The sequence below is a fragment of the Rhodococcus sp. NPDC054953 genome (assembly GCF_053609225.1).
In genome coordinates, this window is sequence record NZ_JBSGXD010000009.1 from 75034 (window position 1) to 90848 (window position 15815).

Consider the following 15815-nt stretch of genomic DNA (forward strand, 5'->3'; position numbering starts at 1 on the left):
TCATGTCTCATGCACCGGCAGAAGGGAACTCGTCCCCCCGCGCCAGCAGTGCAGCAGGTGCTCGGCGAGCCTGGACTCGAGCAGCTGCGTGGCCTGGACCCCGAACACCACGTCGGACGCGAGCGCCGGCTCGTCGTCGAGCAGCGCCCCGACCACGTCGTGGCGCAGCACCTGCTCGTGCACCGCGTCGGCCTCGACGTGCTCGGCGTAGAAGCGGGTGCATGCGGGCGGCGCATCCATCCGTTGCAGCGCCTGCACCAGCGCCCTGGCGCTCGGTGGGGTCGTCGTCTCCGCGGTCGCGAAATGCCCGACGAGCGCGCCCCGCAGGCTGCGCCGCAACCCGAACAGCGTCACCAGATTGACCGTTGCCAGGGTCTCGGGGGGCACATCGTCCAGGTAGCCGAGGTAGCGGTGGTCGAGATCGGCGGCGCGGAGCAGATCCTCAAACAGCCTCGAGTGCATGTGTCCCGGCCTGCCCGCACCGAACTCGTCGAATTCGACGGCGACGAACGCGCATTTCGGCGCGCCCCGCAGCCGGGGCACGGCCCACACCAGCGGGTCGGCCTCCTTGAGGTGGTAGATCGACCGGTGCGCGAAGTACTCGCGCATCTGCTGCCACGTCCCGGTGTCCCGCAGGTGCGCCGCGACGGACCCGTCGTCGACACCGTCCGCGGCGACCTCGGCGAGCGCGGCGTCGGCGTCGGTGCCGCCGGGCAGCGCGGTATGCAGCCGGTCCAGGAACCGCCGCTCCATCGCCGCCCGCACCCCGAGCAGGTCCGGATCCCACTCCCAGTCGGGGTCGACGCCGACGAAACCGCGATAGTGCACCTCGTAGCACACCTGCAGCGCCAACTGCAGGTCCCCACCGAGCGGATCCGCGTGCTCGGGGTCCGGTGGCCTACCCACCGACCCGGCCGGGCCTCCGCGCAGGACGGACACGACCGCACAGGACAGCGGGCCGCGCGGCATCGGCAACCGCGCGGAGCCGTCGTCGTCGTTGTCACCCATCCGACCGGGATACCCCGCACCCGGCCCCGGCAAACCCGCCTGCCGCACCCGGTGTGGCATCGGCCCGGACCGGGTAGTCCACCGCTCATGAGACACCGACCGCCGCCGCACGCCGCACACACCACCGAGGTGTGTTCGCGACTCGCGGAGGCCGCGCTCGCGCGCGGCCTCACGGTCGGTTGCGCCGAATCGCTCACCTCGGGCCGGGTCGCGGCCGCGCTCGGCGCCGCCCCGGACGCGGCGAGCTGGTTCCGGGGCGGCATCGTCGCCTACGCACGCGAGGTCAAGCACGGGCTGCTCCGCGTCCCCGCGGGCCCGGTGGTGTGCGCCGAGGCGGCCCGGATGATGGCGGACTCGGCCGCCGCACTGCTCGGCGCCGACATCACCGTCGCGGTGACCGGGGTCGGCGGGCCCTCCGAACAGGACGGCCGCCCGGTCGGCACCGTCTGGTTCGCAGTCGCGGGCGCGGGTCGAACCACGGTGGAGGAACGGCACTTCGACGGTGACCCCGCCCGCGTCGTCGAGGCCACCGTGGCCCGCGCCGTTGACCTGCTCACCGCCCGCGTCGTCGACCCCGCCCGGTGACCGGCAGCCGGGTGACCGGTCAATGATTCCGCAGCGCGTCGATCAACGTCTTCTTGTTCATCGACGAGTATCCGGTCAGCCCGATTTCCTTGGCACGCTTGCGCAATTCCGGAACGGTGCGGTCCTCGTAGGACTGCCCGGCACCGCCCTTGCGGCCGACGGCGCTGCGCCCCCGGGCCGCGGCCGCGTTGGAGATTCGAGCGGCCTTCTCCTTCGAGTCACCCCGGTCCCGCAGGTCCTCGTACAGTTCCTGATCCTTCAGATGCGGATCCGATCCCTTCCTCGGCATCGTGCTCCCTCCTTCACTGTCGTCGGTCTCGTTGGGTTTGGTGGGCTCGGCCCGCTGACCGGGCGTCCGCGCCGCCGCCGATTCGACGGACTTCGAGTCGATGGACTTCGCGAGCGCATCGAGGAGGCTGCTCACGTCGGTGTCGGCGGTCGGCTGTTCCCCTGGCCGTTCGACGGTCTCGTGCCCCTCAATCTTCGCCTCCACCAGGGCCGTCAATGCGGCGCGGTAGTCGTCGTGATAGCCGTCCGGGTCGAAGACCGGCTCGGACATCGCCTCGATGAGGCCCGCCGCCATCGTCATCTCCTTCGCCGTGACCTGCGGCGGATCGGTGTCGAGGAACGCGAAGTCCGGGCTGCGCACCTCGTCGGGCCAGAGCATGGTGTCGATCACGACGACATCCCGGTACACGCGCAGCAGGGCGAGCGACTCCCGTTGCCGGAGCGCGATCTTGGTGACGGCGACCCGGCCGGACTTGTGCATGGCGTCGCGCAGCATCACGAACGGTTTGACCGCCGACTTCTCCGGTTCGAGAAAGTAGCTCCTGTCGAAGTAGATCGGGTCGACCGACTCGATCGGGACGAATCCGAGGACGTCGATCGTGTTGGCGCTCGGCAGCGGAAGGTCGGCCAGGTCGTCGTCGGTGAGGATCACGACCCTGCCGTCCTCGGTCTCGTACCCCCGACCGATCTCGTCATAGGGGACCTCCGCGTCCTCGGCCGCGCAGAACCGGCGATGCTGGATACGGCTTCCGTCCCGGACGTGCACCTGATGCAGCGTCAGGTTCCGGTTCTCGGTCGCCGCGTACAGGCGGACCGGAATCGCGACCAGACCGAACGCCACCGTTCCCTTCCACATCGAACGCATGCCCGTCGGCTACCCACCACACGGCGCCGGGAAACGCGGCGGGTTTCGCGACCGCCGCATGCGGGCATGCGGATCGGCAACGCGTCCACCACGTTCAGGGAGGTCAGTCGCAGTGATTCATGGGGATCATCCGAGGGTCGTCGTCGTCACCGGCGCCAGTGCGGGCGTCGGGCGCGCCACGGCAACCGCATTCGCTGCGCGAGGGGCTGCGGTGGCGCTGCTCGCGCGCGGGACCGAGGGGCTGCGTGGCGCGGCCGACGACGTGAACGCGGCGGGGGGCACCGCCTTCCCCCTCGCCGTCGACGTCGCGGACCCGGTGGAGGTCGACGCCGCCGCGGGGGACGCCGAGGCCGAGCTCGGACCGATCGACGTGTGGGTGAACGCGGCGTTCACGTCGGTGTTCGCCCCGTTCGACCGGATCACGCCCGCCGAATTCGCCAGGGTGACGCAGGTGAGCTACCTCGGCTACGTGTACTCCACGATGGCGGCGCTCGCACGGATGCGCCCACGCAACCACGGTGTCGTCGTGCAGGTCGGCTCGGCCCTGGCCTACCGGGGCATCCCATTGCAGTCCGCGTACTGCGGGGCGAAGCACGCCATCCAGGGCTTCACCGAGTCGGTGCGCTGCGAACTGCTCCACGACGGCAGCGCCGTCCGCACCACGATGGTGCAGCTGCCCGCGGTGAACACCCCCCAGTTCTCCTGGGTGCTCTCGCGCCTCCCGCACCACCCGCAGCCGGTGCCCCCGATCTATCAGCCCGCCGTCGCGGCGCGGGCGGTGCTGTTCGCCGCCGACCACCCGCGCAGGCGCGAGTACTGGGTGGGCGGCAGCACCGTCGGCACGCTGCTCGCGAACGCGATCGTCCCCGGACTGCTCGACCGGTACCTCGCCGCAACGGGTTTCGACTCCCAGCAGACCGACACCCCCCGGCCGGACGATCAGGCGACGAACCTGTGGGAGCCCGCGGACGGCCCGGACGGACGTGACCACGGCGCGACGGGGATCTTCGACGCGCGCGCGACCACCCGGTGCCCGCAACTGTGGGCGTCGCAGCACCATCGCGCGGTGGCCGCGGCGGCGGCGGTGCTGGGCGGCGCGGGTGCGCTCGCCGGGGTCCGCCGCAGGCGCTGACGCTCACCGCACCCGGAACCGCTCGACGTCGGCGGTCCGCAGGGTGAGCCCGGTGCCGGGCGCAGCCGCATCCGGGGTGACCGCACCGCCCGACGGGTCGAGGACGCCGTCGAAGAACATCGATTCGAGCCGCACGTGATCGTGAAACCACTCCAGGTGCCGGATGTTTGGGGTCGCCGCGGCCACGTGAGCGTGCAGGTGCGGGGCACAGTGCGCCGACACCTGCAGTCCGTGGGCGGCCGCGATCGGTGCAACCCGGGTCCACCCGGTGATGCCCCCGCAACGCGACGCGTCGACCTGGAGACAGTCCACGGCCTCCGCCGCGCACAGCCGCAGGAAGTAGCCCGGATCACCGCCGTATTCGCCAGCGGTGACATCCGGGTGCACGGCGGCCCGGACCTGCCGCAGGCCAACGAGATCGTCGGAGCTGACCGGTTCCTCGAACCAGCTCACCCGCTGCTCGTCCGCGCGGCGGGCCACCCGAATCGCCTCCTTGCGCGAGTAGCCGCCGTTCGCGTCGACGTACAGCGCCGCGTCGTCGCCGATGATGCGCCGCGCCTGGGCGATCCGCGCGAGATCGCGGCCGGGCCGCGCCCCGGCCGCCTCACCGATCTTGATCTTGACCCGCGGGATTCCCTGCTCCCCGACCCACCCCAGCAGTTGGTCACGCAGGCGCGTCCGGTCGTAGTTGACGAAGCCGCCGCTGCCGTACACCGGAACCGACTCGTGAATCCGGCCGAGCAACGAGCACAGCGGGACGTCGAGCATCCTCGCCTTCAGATCCCACACCGCCGCGTCCACCGCGGAGATCGCATACCCGACCGCCCCGGGCCGACCGTCGTTGCGGACCGCCCGCACCATCCGCTCGTACACCCCGCCGACGGCGAGCGGATCGGCGCCGCGCACCAGCCCGGCGAGGGTCGAGTCGATGTACGCCGCGCACGCCGCGGGCCCATAGGTCCATCCCGTCCCGACGGTGCCCGCCGCCCGCACCTCCACCAGCACCATCGTGGTGCTGTCCCAGGCGAGGGTGCCGTCGGCCTCCGGGGTCTCGGTCGGCACCGTGTACGCCGACGCCCGGACGCTGCCGATACGGTCACCCGTCGTCCGGTCCACGATCACCCCCTCGACGCGGCAGAAGCTCAGTGGCCTTCGCCTTGATCCCGATCTTCACCAGGTCCCACGCGTTCTCGTCGCCCTGCAGGACCGCCGCCGCCGTCATCCGCGCCTGGTCGAGGGTCGCGTGCGGGGGAATCGGCGGCATGTGCGGCGAGCAGTGGACGTCGAGAACACTGGGCCGGTCCGCGCCGAGCGCCTGCTCGCAGGCCGCCCCGACCGAATCGGGGTCCTCCACGGTGATCCCGTTCAGGCCGAGTCCGGCGGCGAAGCCGGCGTAGTCCACATCGGGGAGGGCCTGCGATTCGACGAACTTCGGTGCACCGCTCATCGCCCGCATCTCCCACGTCACCTGGTTGAGATCGTCGTTGTGCAGTACCGCAACGACCAGGCGGGGATCGCTCCACTCATGCCAGTACCGCTTGACGGTGATCAGTTCGGCGAGGCCGTTCATCTGCATCGCGCCGTCCCCGACGAACGCGACGACGGGCCGATCCGGTCTGCCGAACTTCGCACCGATCGCGTACGGCACCCCCGGCCCCATCGTGGCCAACGTGCCGGACAGGGATCCGCGCATCTCACCGCGCATCGTGATGTTGCGGGCATACCAGTTCGCCGACGACCCCGAGTCGGCGGTGACGATCGCGTCGGGGGGCAGCCGCCGGGAGAACTCGTCGAACAGCCGCATCGGGTTGACCGGCGGGGCGTCGAGCATCGCCTGCGCGTGCATCGTCTGCCACCACCGGTCGACGGCCGACTCGATGGACTCTCGCCAGGACCGGTCCGGCTGCCTGCGCAGCAGCGGAAGCAGCGCGCGGAGCGTCGCGCCTGCGTCCCCGACGAGGTTCACCTCGTATGGGTAGCGCATGCCGATCATCCGCGGATCGATGTCGATCTGCACCGCGCGCACCTGCTCGTAGCCGGGCAGGAACTGCGAGTACGGGAAGCTCGACCCGACCGTGAGCAGCACGTCGCAGCCCGCCATCATCTCGTAGCTGGGCCGGGTGCCGAGCAGACCGATGGAGCCGGTCACCCATGGTAGGTCGTCGGGCAGCACGTCCTTGCCCAGCAGCGCCTTCGCCACCCCCGCCCCGAGCAGCTCCGCGACCTCGGTGACCTCCGCGACCGCGCCGCGGGCGCCGGAACCGATCAGCATCGCCACCCGCGATCCGCTGTTCAGGACGTCCGCGGCGCGGCGAATCGCGTCGTCGCCGGGCCGTCCGGTCGCCTTCTCGAACCCGAGGCTGGAGGGGACCATCTTGAACGCGTGTTCCGGCGGCGCATAGTCGAGGTCCTGCACGTCGGCGGGAACGATGACCGCGGTCGGTGCCCGCCGGGTCAACGCGGTCCGGATCGCCCGATCGAGAACGTTCGGCAGCTGCTCCGGGACGGTCACCATCTGCAGGTACTCGCTGGCGACATCCTTGTACAGGCTCATCAGGTCGACCTCCTGCTGATAGGAGCCGCCGAGGGCGCTGCGGTTCGTCTGCCCGACGATGGCGAGCACCGGGACGTGATCGAGCTTGGCGTCGTAGAGGCCGTTGAGCAGATGGATCGCCCCCGGTCCCGACGTCGCGAAGCACACCCCGAGCCTGCCGGTGAACTTGGCGTAGCCGACGGCCTCGAACGCCGACATCTCCTCGTGTCGGGACTGGACGAACTTCGGGTCGTTGTCGGCGCGCCCCCAGGCCGCGAGGATCCCGTTGATCCCGTCACCCGGATAGCTGAACGTGACCTCGACCCCCCATTCCCGCAGGCGTTCGAGAATATAGTCGGAAACCTTGGTGCTGCTCATGAATCGTCCTCCTCGACGCATCCGTCGCTCTCCCCGCGAGGTACCCGCGCGGCGGTCGCGGTAAACGAGGGGACCGTTTGCGCTCGCCCGGATCGTGGTACCCCATCCGCGGCGGACCGATACCCGCGGCGAGAGGATCCGAATCGAATGTCGCCCCTCTACCAGGCGCTGGAGAAGGCCCTCCGCGGGCGCATCGCGGGTGAGGTCCGGTTCGACCCGGGCAGCCGCGCGGCCTATTCGACCGACGCCTCGAACTATCGCCAGGTCCCGATCGGTGTCGTGGTGCCCCGCACCCCCGGCGACGCGGAGACGGCCGTCACGGTGTGCCGCGACCACGACGTGCCGGTGCTCTCCCGAGGCGGCGCCACCAGCCTGGCGGGGCAATGCTGCAACACCGCGGTGGTGCTGGACTGGACGAAGTACTGCACCCGCGTCGAGTCGGTCGACCCCGCGGCCGGGACGGTGCTGGTGCAGCCGGGCATCTCGCTGGACGGTCTCAACGACCGGCTCGCCGCCGACGGATGGATGGTCGGGCCGAAACCGTCGACTCACGTCAGCTGCACGATCGGCGGGATGATCGGCAACAATTCGTGCGGGTCGACCGCGCAGGCGTACGGGAAGATGGCCGACTCGGTGCGTCGGCTGGAGGTACTCACCTACGACGGGCTGCGGATGTGGGTCGGGGCAACCCCGGAGACCGAGGTCGACCGGATCGCGGCCGCCGGGGGAGCCCGCGGCGACCTGTACCGGGGATTGCGGCGGCTGCGCGACGAGTACGCCGACGACATCCGCCGCACCTACCCCGACATTCCGCGGCGGGTCTCCGGCTACAACCTCGATGCCCTGCTGCCGGAGAACGACTTTCATCTCGCACGGCTGCTGGTCGGCTCGGAGGGCACCCTGGTGACGGTGCTGCGGGCCGAACTCGAGCTGGTGCGGGTGCCGAACGCGCGGAGCCTCGTGCTGCTCGGGTTCGACGACATCTGCGCCGCCGCCGATGCGGTACCCGACGTCCTTGCCCACCGGCCTGCGGCGCTTGAGGGCATCGACCATCGGCTGGTCGCCCTCGAACATAGTCAGCGACTCGCGGAGGCGGCGCTGCGGGAACTACCCGACGGCAACGCCTGGCTGATGGTGCAGTTCACTGCGGACAGCAAGGACGCGTCCGACCGCGCCGCCCGGTCGATGATGTCGGATCTCGCATCCCGGTCCACCACGCCCGGCACCCTCCTCGACGACCCCGCACACGAGGACCAGGTGTGGGCGGCCCGTGAGGCCGGGCTCGGCGCGACCGCCTACCCGCCGGGGGAGCCGGAGACGCACGAGGGCTGGGAGGACGCGGCGGTGCCACCGCAGCGGCTCGGCGACTACCTCCGCGACTTCCGGGCGCTGCTCGACCGCTACGACTACGGAACCGCCTCCCTGTACGGGCATTTCGGGCACGGCTGCGTGCACACCCGGATCCCGTTCGACCTGCGCACCGCCGACGGCGTCGCCCGCTACCGCGCCTTCGCCGAGGACAGTGCCCGCCTCGTCGTCGATCACGGCGGCTCGCTGTCCGGCGAGCACGGTGATGGCCAGTCCCGCGCGGAACTGCTGCCGATCATGTTCGGTGATCGGCTCGTCCGGGCGTTCGGCGAGGTGAAGGCCGCGTTCGATCCACGAAACCGGATGAATCCCGGCAAGGTGGTGCACCCCTACCCGCTCGACGAGAACCTGCGGCAGGGCGCCGACTACTTGCCAGCCGAACCGGCAACCCGCTTCGCGTACCCCGACGACGAGCACCGATTCAGCCGCGCCGCCGCCCGCTGCGTCGGTGTCGGCGCGTGCCGCGGCACCGGATCCGGCGTGATGTGCCCGAGCTACCGGGCGACCGGCGAGGAGGAACACTCCACCCGCGGCCGGGCCCGTCTGCTGTTTGAAATGCTGCGGGGTGAGGTGATCACCGACGGCTGGCGGTCGACGGAGGTGCGGGACGCGCTCGACCTGTGCCTGGCCTGTAAGGGCTGCCTGAGCGACTGTCCCGTCAACGTCGACATGGCAACGTACAAGGCCGAATTCCTCGCCCACCACTACCGGCACCGGCTTCGCCCCCGGTCGCACTACGCGATGGGCTGGCTGCCGTTGCTGGCCAGGGCCGCGGCGGCGACGCCGGCAACCGTCAACGCGCTCACCGCCGCGCCCGGACTGTCCACCGCACTCAAGGCGGCGGCGGGTGTCGACCCCCGCCGCACCCTGCCGCGGTTCGCCACCGAACGCTTCACCGACTGGTACCGGCGCCGGCCGCCGCGGCGGACCCAGGCCGAGCGGGGGCGGGTCACCCTGTGGCCGGACACCTTCACCGACAACTTCGACCCGCAGATCGCCCGCGACGCCGTCACCGTGCTCGAGGCCGCCGGGTTCGACATCCACGTCCCGGATCGGGTCGGCTGCTGCGGGCTCACCTGGATCTCCACTGGTCAGTTGACCACCGCCGTCCGTGTCCTGCGCCGCACCCTGCGGCTGCTGCGGCCGACGCTGCGGTCCGGCGATCCGGTGGTCGTGCTCGAACCGAGCTGCGCTGCGGTCTTCCGCAGCGACCTACCCAACCTGCTGTCCGGGAACGAGGACGCCCGCCGCCTCGCGGGGCAGACGGTGACCCTCGGGGAGCTGATCCGGGATCGGGCACCGGACTGGGAGCCACCGCACCTCGGTGGCAGCGCGCTGGTCCAACCGCACTGCCATCACCACGCGGTCCTCGACGTGCCCGCCGACCGCGACCTCCTCACCCGGGCGGGGGTGCACCCGGAGGTCCTCGACGCCGGATGCTGCGGACTGGCCGGGAACTTCGGCTTCGAACGCGGCCACTACGACATCTCCGTCGCCTGCGCCGAGGACACGCTCCTTCCCGCGGTGCGTGCCGCCGACCCGAGCACGCTGCTGGTCGCGGACGGATTCAGTTGCCGCACCCAGCTGCGTGACCTGCAGCCGGGATCGATGCCGCGGCACGGGGCGCAGGTCCTCGCCGCCGCCCTCACCCGACGACCCGACGACCACCACCGGAGGGAGCCCTGATGACACCGACACTGCAGGACAAGAGGATCGCTTTTCTCGTCGCGGCGGAGGGGGTGGAGCAGGTGGAGCTGACCGCGCCGTGGACCTGGTCCGCGCCATTGTCGCCGCGCGCCGACCGGTGGCGGTGATCTGTCACGGGCCGTGGACGCTGATCGAGGCGGACGCGGTGCGGGGCCGGACCCTGACCTCGTGGCCGAGCCTGCGGACGGACATCACCAACGCGGGCGGACGCTGGGTGGATGACGAGGTGGTCACCTGCACCGACGGAGCGAATGTCCTGGTCTCCAGCCGCCGACCCGACGACCTGCCCGCGTTCTGCGACCGCCTGCTGCACGAGTTCGCCGCCCGGTGAGGGCGGCGCGCGATCACTGCGGGTAGGCCGGATACCCGCCGTCGCGGAGCAGCGCGGCCAGCGCGGCCGCGTTGCGTGCCGCGGCGGCCGTGGTCCGGGCGACCGCCTCCGGTACCTCGTCGAGGTCGCGGTAGTCGACCCCCGACATCGCGGCCCCGTTCCAGTAGGTGCAGCCCTGGGCGGGAATCGTGAACCCGATGTCGTTGAGCGCCTGAAACACGTCCGCGACGATCTTGTGGGCGCCGTCCTCGTTGCCGACCACCACGGCGAGCGCGACCTTGCCGAGCATCGCCGGGCGCCCCTGATCGTCGACGTTGCTCAGTTCGGCGTCGAGCCGTTCGAGCACTCGCTGCGCCACGCTGGACATGTGCCCGAGCCAGGTGGGCGTCGCGAAGACCACAACGTCGGCAGCCAGCACCCGCTCGCGGATCCGGGGCCACTGATCGCCGCCGCCCATGTCGGCATCGACGCCCGGACGGATGTCGTGGTCCACTGCCCGCAGCAGATCACCGGGCATCCCATGATCGGCGAGGGCCGACAGCACCTGCCCGGCGAGCAGGTCGGTGCTGGATTCGGCGGGTGAGGGCTTGAGCGTGCAGGAGACGGCGAGTGCGCGTCGAGTCGTCATGCCCGGGGGATACCCCAGCCATCGTCGGGCCAATCATCGGTCCGGCGAGCGGGGCGATCCGGGGTTCCGGTGTGGCGCGGGCCAGCCGGGGGTACCCGTGCACCATGACCACCCCACCTCCTGACCCCGACCCGGCCCGCACACCCGACCTCGAGCCCGGCGGCGGCGTCCAGCCAGGGGCGACGCCCCCCGAATCCGCTCAGACCTCCGGGTTGTCGGCGCCGGAACCCCGGACCCGCAAGGGTTTCCCCGGCTCCGGGATCGGCACCCTGCTCGCGGTGGGCGCGATCGTCGTCATCTTCGTCGTCGTGATCGTCGCCCTCGTCATCTGAGCCCGACCACGACGTCGAGGTCGACGTGCGCGCTCAGCTCGGCTCGTCGGTTCTCCACCGCCTGCCGCACGGTGGGGAAGCAGCGGAACCATCCCGCCATGCCCCCCGCCTCCATCGCGCGGTGCGTCGACCAACTGTCGGTGGCCAGCAGCAGCGCCACCCCGCCCCGGTCGGCGTGATGCTGGGCCGCGACGAGCGCCTGGACGCCGGAGATGGAGACGAAACCGACCCGGGTCAGGTCGATGATCAGGGTGCGCCCCGCCTCGTCGATCGCCGAGTCGACGCTGATCTCGAACTCAGGAATCGCCGGGGCGTCGAGATCCCCGGTGAGCGCCATGACCGTCGGGCCAGGGCCCTGGATCCGGCACCGGCCGGGGCCGTTGACCGATTCGACGAGCGGGTGTTCGAGACAGTGAACGTGAACTCTCATGGTGAGGGCCTTCCCGTGTCGGGCTGCCGAGACCACGGCCTCCGATGGCAGCGTGCGTCGTTGCCTGGGATTCGGGGCAACCAACAGCAAGGTCAGGGCCGTCGGCGTCAAGGGACCTCTCCTCCGTGTCTACCAGTGCGGCACTCGCAATGCACGAACCGTGCGTCCAGTTCCATCCGCAGTCGTCAGCACATTTCGCGGGGCGCGGCGGACGGAGGGATGCCCGATGCCCGACGGCCACCGGGCGACAGGGCGTCCTGCAGCGTCCGCGTCGCCGCCAGCCCGACCACCCGCGCCGGGTCCCGATGTTCCCGCAGTGCCCGCCGCTGCCAGTCCGCGCCGTTGCCCGCGTCGAGCTGCCGGTGCAGCTGATCGCGCACCCGGTCGTACTCGCCCAGTTCCTCCAACTCGTCCCGAACCATCCCGACCAGGCGGGTGAGCATGGCACGGGCGGACGTGGGGTTCCCCACACCGGGGTCGATCGCGCGTCCCGCGAGACCGTCGCGGGCCGCGATCCAGGTCGCGGCCCGCAGCGTTTCGAGGGGCACCGCCGGGGCCGGGACACCCGCACCGACGGCGCGGGACGCCGCCATCACCAACGCCCGAATCATGGTGGCCAGCAACACCGTTTCGTCGACGGTGCCCTGCACATCCGCGACCCGGATCTCGACGGTCGGCAGGTGGCAGGAGGGCCGAATGTCCCAGTACACCATCCGCTCGTCCATCAGCAGACCCGAATCAACCATCGTGTCCACCAGCGCGTTGTAGTGCTCCACGGACCGGAACAGCGGCGGCGGGCCCGACGCGGGCCAACGCGACCACAGGATGGATCGCCAACTCGCGTAGCCGCTGTCGAGGCCGCGATGCACCGAACTGTTCGCCGCCAACGCCAGGACCGTCGGCAGCCACGGCCGCACGTGATTGCACACCTGGACGGCGGTCTCCCGGTCCGGCACGTCGACGTGCACGTGACATCCACAGACACCCTGCTCAACGGCAAGGATGCCGAACCGGTCCTGCATGTTCCGGTAGCGCTCCGAACTGCTGATCGGCAGTCGCCACGGCCCAAGGATCGGGGCGCCGGTGGCGATCAGCCGACATCCCTCACGCAGCGCGACCGCCGCGACCTGCGACCGCAGCGCCAGCAACTGTTCACGCAGAACCCGACTGGTCCAGCACACCGGGGTGTTCGTCTCCACCTGGCACTGACTCAACTCCAGTTGCAGGGCCACCCCCTCGGCCCGCGCAGCCGCCGCGACCCGCTCGTTGCACAGCAACGGCTGCCCGGTCGCGGGATCGACGAGCAGGAACTCTTCCTCGACCCCAATCGAGGGGCGGCGCGGATCGTGGGGGTTCGCCGCGGCCGCATCGGTCATGCCGAGCCACCGCCGAAGGCGATGTGCCCGCCGAGAGTGCCACTCACCCCGACGACGGCGAGTCCGGCGACGCTCCACGCCTGCGCCCGCGCCCCCGCCGAGCCGGAGCGCAGCAGGTAGGACCGCAGCATCGCCAGGGTCCCGAGCGTGTTGCCCGCCGCGTGCACGAGCCCGGCCCGGCGATCCCGCTCGTCACGGACCGACCAGTCGGCCCAGCCGGTCGCGACCGCAACCGGGACACAGACGAGGCCGAGCCCGATCAGTCGACGCGCCGCGTGGTGGTCCCGCAACACCATTTCCAGGACCACCGCCGCGGTCCAGGCGCCGACCGGCAACGCCACCACCGCCGGATGCACGGGGTGGCCCACCCAACGCCCGCGCAGGACGGCCGCCGCCGCGGGGTTGCGGTCGGCCACCCTGGTGAGGCGGCGATGCAGGGGAACGGCGACCCGGTCGAGTCCGGTAGCGCGTTCGGGTGCCCTCAACAGTTCGTCGATGCTCATGCCCGGGAGGTACCCCGACACCGGAGCCGGAAAACCTCACCACCGTCCGGTCGTCGCGATCGGCCCCGGGACCGGCGGCGGCGCAGGGGGAATCGGATCGGGACCGGGCCCGGGGACCGGGGCGGGCCTCGGGGGCATCGGCCCCGGCGGATCGGGATCTGGTTCCGGACCGGGAATCGGCGCGGGCGGCACCGGCGGCGGGGGCGGCTGGGGCGGGGGCGGCTGCGACATCGTGCCGGGATCTGCTGGCCCATCGAATCTGCTCATGCCTGCAGTGATGCCCGCGGTCGGCCGACCCAAACATGTTTCCCGAGCCGACGGTCCGGGCATCCCGCCATGACCGAACACCCCTACATTCCGATCAGGAGACGATCATGATCATCCTCGGGCTCATCCTGCTGATCGTCGGCTTCGTGTTCGACATCCCGATCCTGTGGACCATCGGGATCGTTCTCGTGGTGATCGGCCTCATCCTGTGGCTGCTGGGCAGGGCCGGTCACGCTGTCGGCGGCCGCGCCCACTACTACTGACCAAGGACCGCCGACCGAGCCGCGCCAGCAACGGTCACGAACTCGGCTGGGGAACGGAACAATCCGCAATCTTCGGGTTCACCCCGACATAGTTCAGCGGTCCAGCGACCACGGTGAGGGCGATGGTCCCCGCTGTCGCGCAGTCGGTTGCGGCGTCATTGCTGTAGTAGCCGCGTTGCCCCGCCGCGACCGCGCCGATGACGAGCCAGATCAGCGCGATCAGGATGACGATCCTCATGGCTCCTCCACGTTCTCGTGGCCGAGCAGCATCGGTGCGCGGGCCGAATCACGCCACGGTCGGCGGCGGCGGCCCGCCGCGGCGCAGCACGGCCTCCCACCACGGCGTCAACGGGCTCGGATCCGGCCACACGACGACCGGATCATCGTCACCCGCCGCAGGCCTCGGCTGCGATGTCGGCGCCTGGCGGCCCTGACGGCCCCCGCGACGCCTCATCGGTCCTGCTCGGCGCGCTGCCGTGCCTCCTGCGCCCGTTCCTCCGCCCGGGCCTTCTCCGCCGCGGTTTCCTTCTCCGCGACCTCCCGCTGGGCATCGGCCTTGTCCTGCTGGGCCTGCCCCTCCCTGGTCATGTCATCGTTTCCGGTTACCGCGCCGAGCGCCTCCTTGGCCTTGCCCTTGACCCCCTCGACGACACCCTTCACGCCTTCCGCGGGTCCCGACCTGTTGTTGTCCGCCATCGTGGACACCTCCTGTGCTTCGTGTGGACCGGTACCGAACGAGACTTCCCCGGCGGCAGACCGGATAAACCCCGCGGACGACGACCGCCGTGTGCCGGGACGGCGTCCTGGGTAGTCACAGGGGAGCGGCACCGACACCGGAAGCAGGAGGTCACCATGGACGTCGGATACAAGCTGTTCGCGGAGGGCCACGCACCGCCGGAACTGGTGCGGCAGGCCATCCGCGCCGAGGACGCCGGCTTCGACTTCGTCGAGATCAGCGACCACTTCCACCCGTGGCTCGACGTCCACGGCCATTCCGGCTTCGCCTGGTCCATCCTCGCCGCCATCGGCGCCAGCACTGACCGCATCGGCCTGGCGACCGGGGTGACCTGCCCGTTCCTGCGCTACCACCCCGCGGTCATCGCGCAGGCCGCCGCGACGACGGCGGTCCTGACGGACGGTAGATTCGTGCTCGGTGTCGGGACCGGGGAACGCCTCAACGAACACGTCGTCGGCCGCGGCTGGCCGCCGATCGACGTCCGCCAGGACATGCTGCGGGAGTCCATCGAGATCATCCGGCTGCTGTGGTCGGGCGGCTTCCACTCCTACCGCGGACGATTCCTGAACCTGGACGACGGGCGCGTGTTCGACCTGCCCCCAGCGCCGCCACCGATCGTGGTCGCGGCCGGCGGCGGGGGATCGGCACGCCTCGCCGCCTCGGCAGGCGACGGCCTGTTCACCACCGAACCCGACCCGGACCTGGTCGACGACTACACCCGCGCAGGCGGAACCGGACCCCGGTACGCGGAGGTGTCCCTGTCCTGGGCGCCCACCGAATCCGCGGCAGCCGAATCCGCGCGCACCCTGTTCCGGTTCGGGGCGCTCGGCTGGCCCGTCCAGGCGGAACTGCCCACCCTGTCCGGCTTCGATTCCGCGTCCCGCTTCGTCACGGCCGACGACATGCGGTCCTCGTTCGGCTGCGGCCCCGACGTCGACGCCCATCTCGCCGCGGTCCGGCGCTACATCGACGCGGGATTCGACCACCTCGTGCTCACCAATGCGGGACCGGACCCCGACGGCTTCCTCGACTTCTACGCCCGCGAACTCGGACCGGCGATTCGCGAACTCGGCAGCTAACGCGGC

18 protein-coding genes and 1 pseudogene are annotated in these 15815 nt (G+C 71.1%); 8 read left to right on the plus strand and 11 right to left on the minus strand.

Annotated features, from left to right (window positions below):
* A complete protein-coding gene (locus ACWF62_RS08835) occupies positions 1 to 1008 on the minus strand; it encodes an iron-containing redox enzyme family protein (protein ID WP_452629863.1) in 1008 nt (335 codons plus the stop codon).
* An 87-nt stretch (positions 1009 to 1095) separates the two neighbouring features.
* Between ACWF62_RS08835 and ACWF62_RS08840 the strand changes: the two genes are divergently transcribed.
* Complete coding sequence (locus ACWF62_RS08840) at positions 1096 to 1593, plus strand: CinA family protein (RefSeq protein ID WP_452629864.1); 498 nt, start codon at positions 1096 to 1098, stop codon at positions 1591 to 1593.
* 19 nt (positions 1594 to 1612) lie between these two features.
* Here ACWF62_RS08840 and ku read toward each other — a convergent pair whose 3' ends face one another.
* Positions 1613 to 2746, minus strand: a complete 1134-nt coding sequence (gene ku / locus ACWF62_RS08845) for a non-homologous end joining protein Ku (RefSeq protein ID WP_452629865.1) — start codon at positions 2744 to 2746, stop codon at positions 1613 to 1615.
* Between the two features lie 115 nt (positions 2747 to 2861).
* Here ku and ACWF62_RS08850 point away from each other — a divergent pair, with 115 nt between their 5' ends.
* Positions 2862 to 3878 carry an SDR family oxidoreductase gene (locus tag ACWF62_RS08850; protein WP_378507286.1) on the plus strand — a complete coding sequence of 339 codons (1017 nt, stop codon included), beginning with the start codon at positions 2862 to 2864 and terminating at the stop codon, positions 3876 to 3878.
* 3 nt (positions 3879 to 3881) lie between these two features.
* On the opposite strand, the gene ACWF62_RS08855 is transcribed toward ACWF62_RS08850, so the two are convergent.
* Together ACWF62_RS08855 and ACWF62_RS08860 are read right to left on the minus strand one after the other, a co-directional pair.
* The gene (locus ACWF62_RS08855; protein WP_452629866.1) at positions 3882 to 4994 is read right to left on the minus strand and encodes an enolase C-terminal domain-like protein; all 1113 of its coding nucleotides are present in this window, start codon (positions 4992 to 4994) and stop codon (positions 3882 to 3884) included.
* Positions 4975 to 6789 (minus strand): thiamine pyrophosphate-requiring protein, encoded by a 1815-nt coding sequence (locus ACWF62_RS08860; RefSeq protein ID WP_452629867.1) that lies wholly within the window; start codon positions 6787 to 6789, stop codon positions 4975 to 4977. Before ACWF62_RS08860 ends, ACWF62_RS08855 begins: the two co-directional genes overlap by 20 nt.
* 147 nt (positions 6790 to 6936) lie before the next feature.
* Between ACWF62_RS08860 and ACWF62_RS08865 the strand changes: the two genes are divergently transcribed.
* From ACWF62_RS08865 to ACWF62_RS08875, 3 genes and pseudogenes are all read left to right on the plus strand, one after another.
* The gene (locus ACWF62_RS08865) at positions 6937 to 9843 is read left to right on the plus strand and encodes an FAD-binding and (Fe-S)-binding domain-containing protein (RefSeq protein ID WP_452629868.1); all 2907 of its coding nucleotides are present in this window, start codon (positions 6937 to 6939) and stop codon (positions 9841 to 9843) included.
* Positions 9843 to 9971, plus strand: coding sequence for a hypothetical protein (locus ACWF62_RS08870; RefSeq protein ID WP_452629922.1), 129 nt, complete (start codon positions 9843 to 9845; stop codon positions 9969 to 9971). The genes ACWF62_RS08865 and ACWF62_RS08870 overlap by 1 nt, the downstream gene beginning before the upstream one ends.
* A pseudogene (locus tag ACWF62_RS08875) lies at positions 9920 to 10195 on the plus strand (DJ-1/PfpI family protein); the annotation flags it as partial. The gene ACWF62_RS08870 and the pseudogene ACWF62_RS08875, both read left to right, overlap by 52 nt.
* Before the next feature lie 13 nt (positions 10196 to 10208).
* On the opposite strand, the gene ACWF62_RS08880 reads toward ACWF62_RS08875, so the two are convergent.
* A complete protein-coding gene (locus tag ACWF62_RS08880) occupies positions 10209 to 10823 on the minus strand; it encodes a flavodoxin family protein (protein ID WP_452629869.1) in 615 nt (204 codons plus the stop codon).
* 104 nt (positions 10824 to 10927) lie between these two features.
* Here ACWF62_RS08880 and ACWF62_RS08885 point away from each other — a divergent pair, with 104 nt between their 5' ends.
* Positions 10928 to 11155 (plus strand): DUF6480 family protein, encoded by a 228-nt coding sequence (locus ACWF62_RS08885; RefSeq protein WP_452629870.1) that lies wholly within the window; start codon positions 10928 to 10930, stop codon positions 11153 to 11155.
* Here the strand turns inward: ACWF62_RS08885 and ACWF62_RS08890 are convergent.
* From ACWF62_RS08890 to ACWF62_RS08900, 3 genes are all read right to left on the minus strand, one after another.
* Positions 11148 to 11585, minus strand: coding sequence for an STAS domain-containing protein (locus tag ACWF62_RS08890; protein ID WP_452629871.1), 438 nt, complete (start codon positions 11583 to 11585; stop codon positions 11148 to 11150). The genes ACWF62_RS08885 and ACWF62_RS08890 overlap by 8 nt on opposite strands.
* Before the next feature lie 185 nt (positions 11586 to 11770).
* Complete coding sequence (locus ACWF62_RS08895) at positions 11771 to 12961, minus strand: carboxylate-amine ligase (RefSeq protein ID WP_452629872.1); 1191 nt, start codon at positions 12959 to 12961, stop codon at positions 11771 to 11773.
* Entirely contained in the window at positions 12958 to 13464 is a 507-nt protein-coding gene (locus ACWF62_RS08900) for a DUF2231 domain-containing protein (protein WP_378507194.1), read from the minus strand. The genes ACWF62_RS08895 and ACWF62_RS08900 overlap by 4 nt, the downstream gene beginning before the upstream one ends.
* A gap of 374 nt (positions 13465 to 13838) precedes the next feature.
* Between ACWF62_RS08900 and ACWF62_RS08905 the strand changes: the two genes are divergently transcribed.
* Positions 13839 to 13994, plus strand: coding sequence for a DUF6131 family protein (locus tag ACWF62_RS08905; RefSeq protein WP_378507195.1), 156 nt, complete (start codon positions 13839 to 13841; stop codon positions 13992 to 13994).
* Positions 13995 to 14028: 34 nt separating this feature from the next.
* On the opposite strand, the gene ACWF62_RS08910 is transcribed toward ACWF62_RS08905, so the two are convergent.
* Genes ACWF62_RS08910 through mbp1 form a run of 3 tightly spaced genes read right to left on the minus strand, consistent with a single transcriptional unit; the run spans position 14029 to position 14690 of the window.
* Positions 14029 to 14232, minus strand: a complete 204-nt coding sequence (locus ACWF62_RS08910; protein ID WP_378507196.1) for a hypothetical protein — start codon at positions 14230 to 14232, stop codon at positions 14029 to 14031.
* Positions 14233 to 14280: 48 nt separating this feature from the next.
* A complete protein-coding gene (locus tag ACWF62_RS08915; protein WP_452629873.1) occupies positions 14281 to 14448 on the minus strand; it encodes a hypothetical protein in 168 nt (55 codons plus the stop codon).
* A complete protein-coding gene (gene mbp1 / locus ACWF62_RS08920; protein WP_378507197.1) occupies positions 14445 to 14690 on the minus strand; it encodes a microaggregate-binding protein 1 in 246 nt (81 codons plus the stop codon). The genes ACWF62_RS08915 and mbp1 overlap by 4 nt, the downstream gene beginning before the upstream one ends.
* Before the next feature lie 156 nt (positions 14691 to 14846).
* Between mbp1 and ACWF62_RS08925 the strand changes: the two genes are divergently transcribed.
* Positions 14847 to 15809 carry a TIGR03557 family F420-dependent LLM class oxidoreductase gene (locus tag ACWF62_RS08925; RefSeq protein WP_452629874.1) on the plus strand — a complete coding sequence of 321 codons (963 nt, stop codon included), beginning with the start codon at positions 14847 to 14849 and terminating at the stop codon, positions 15807 to 15809.
* Positions 15810 to 15815: the final 6 nt, after the last annotated feature.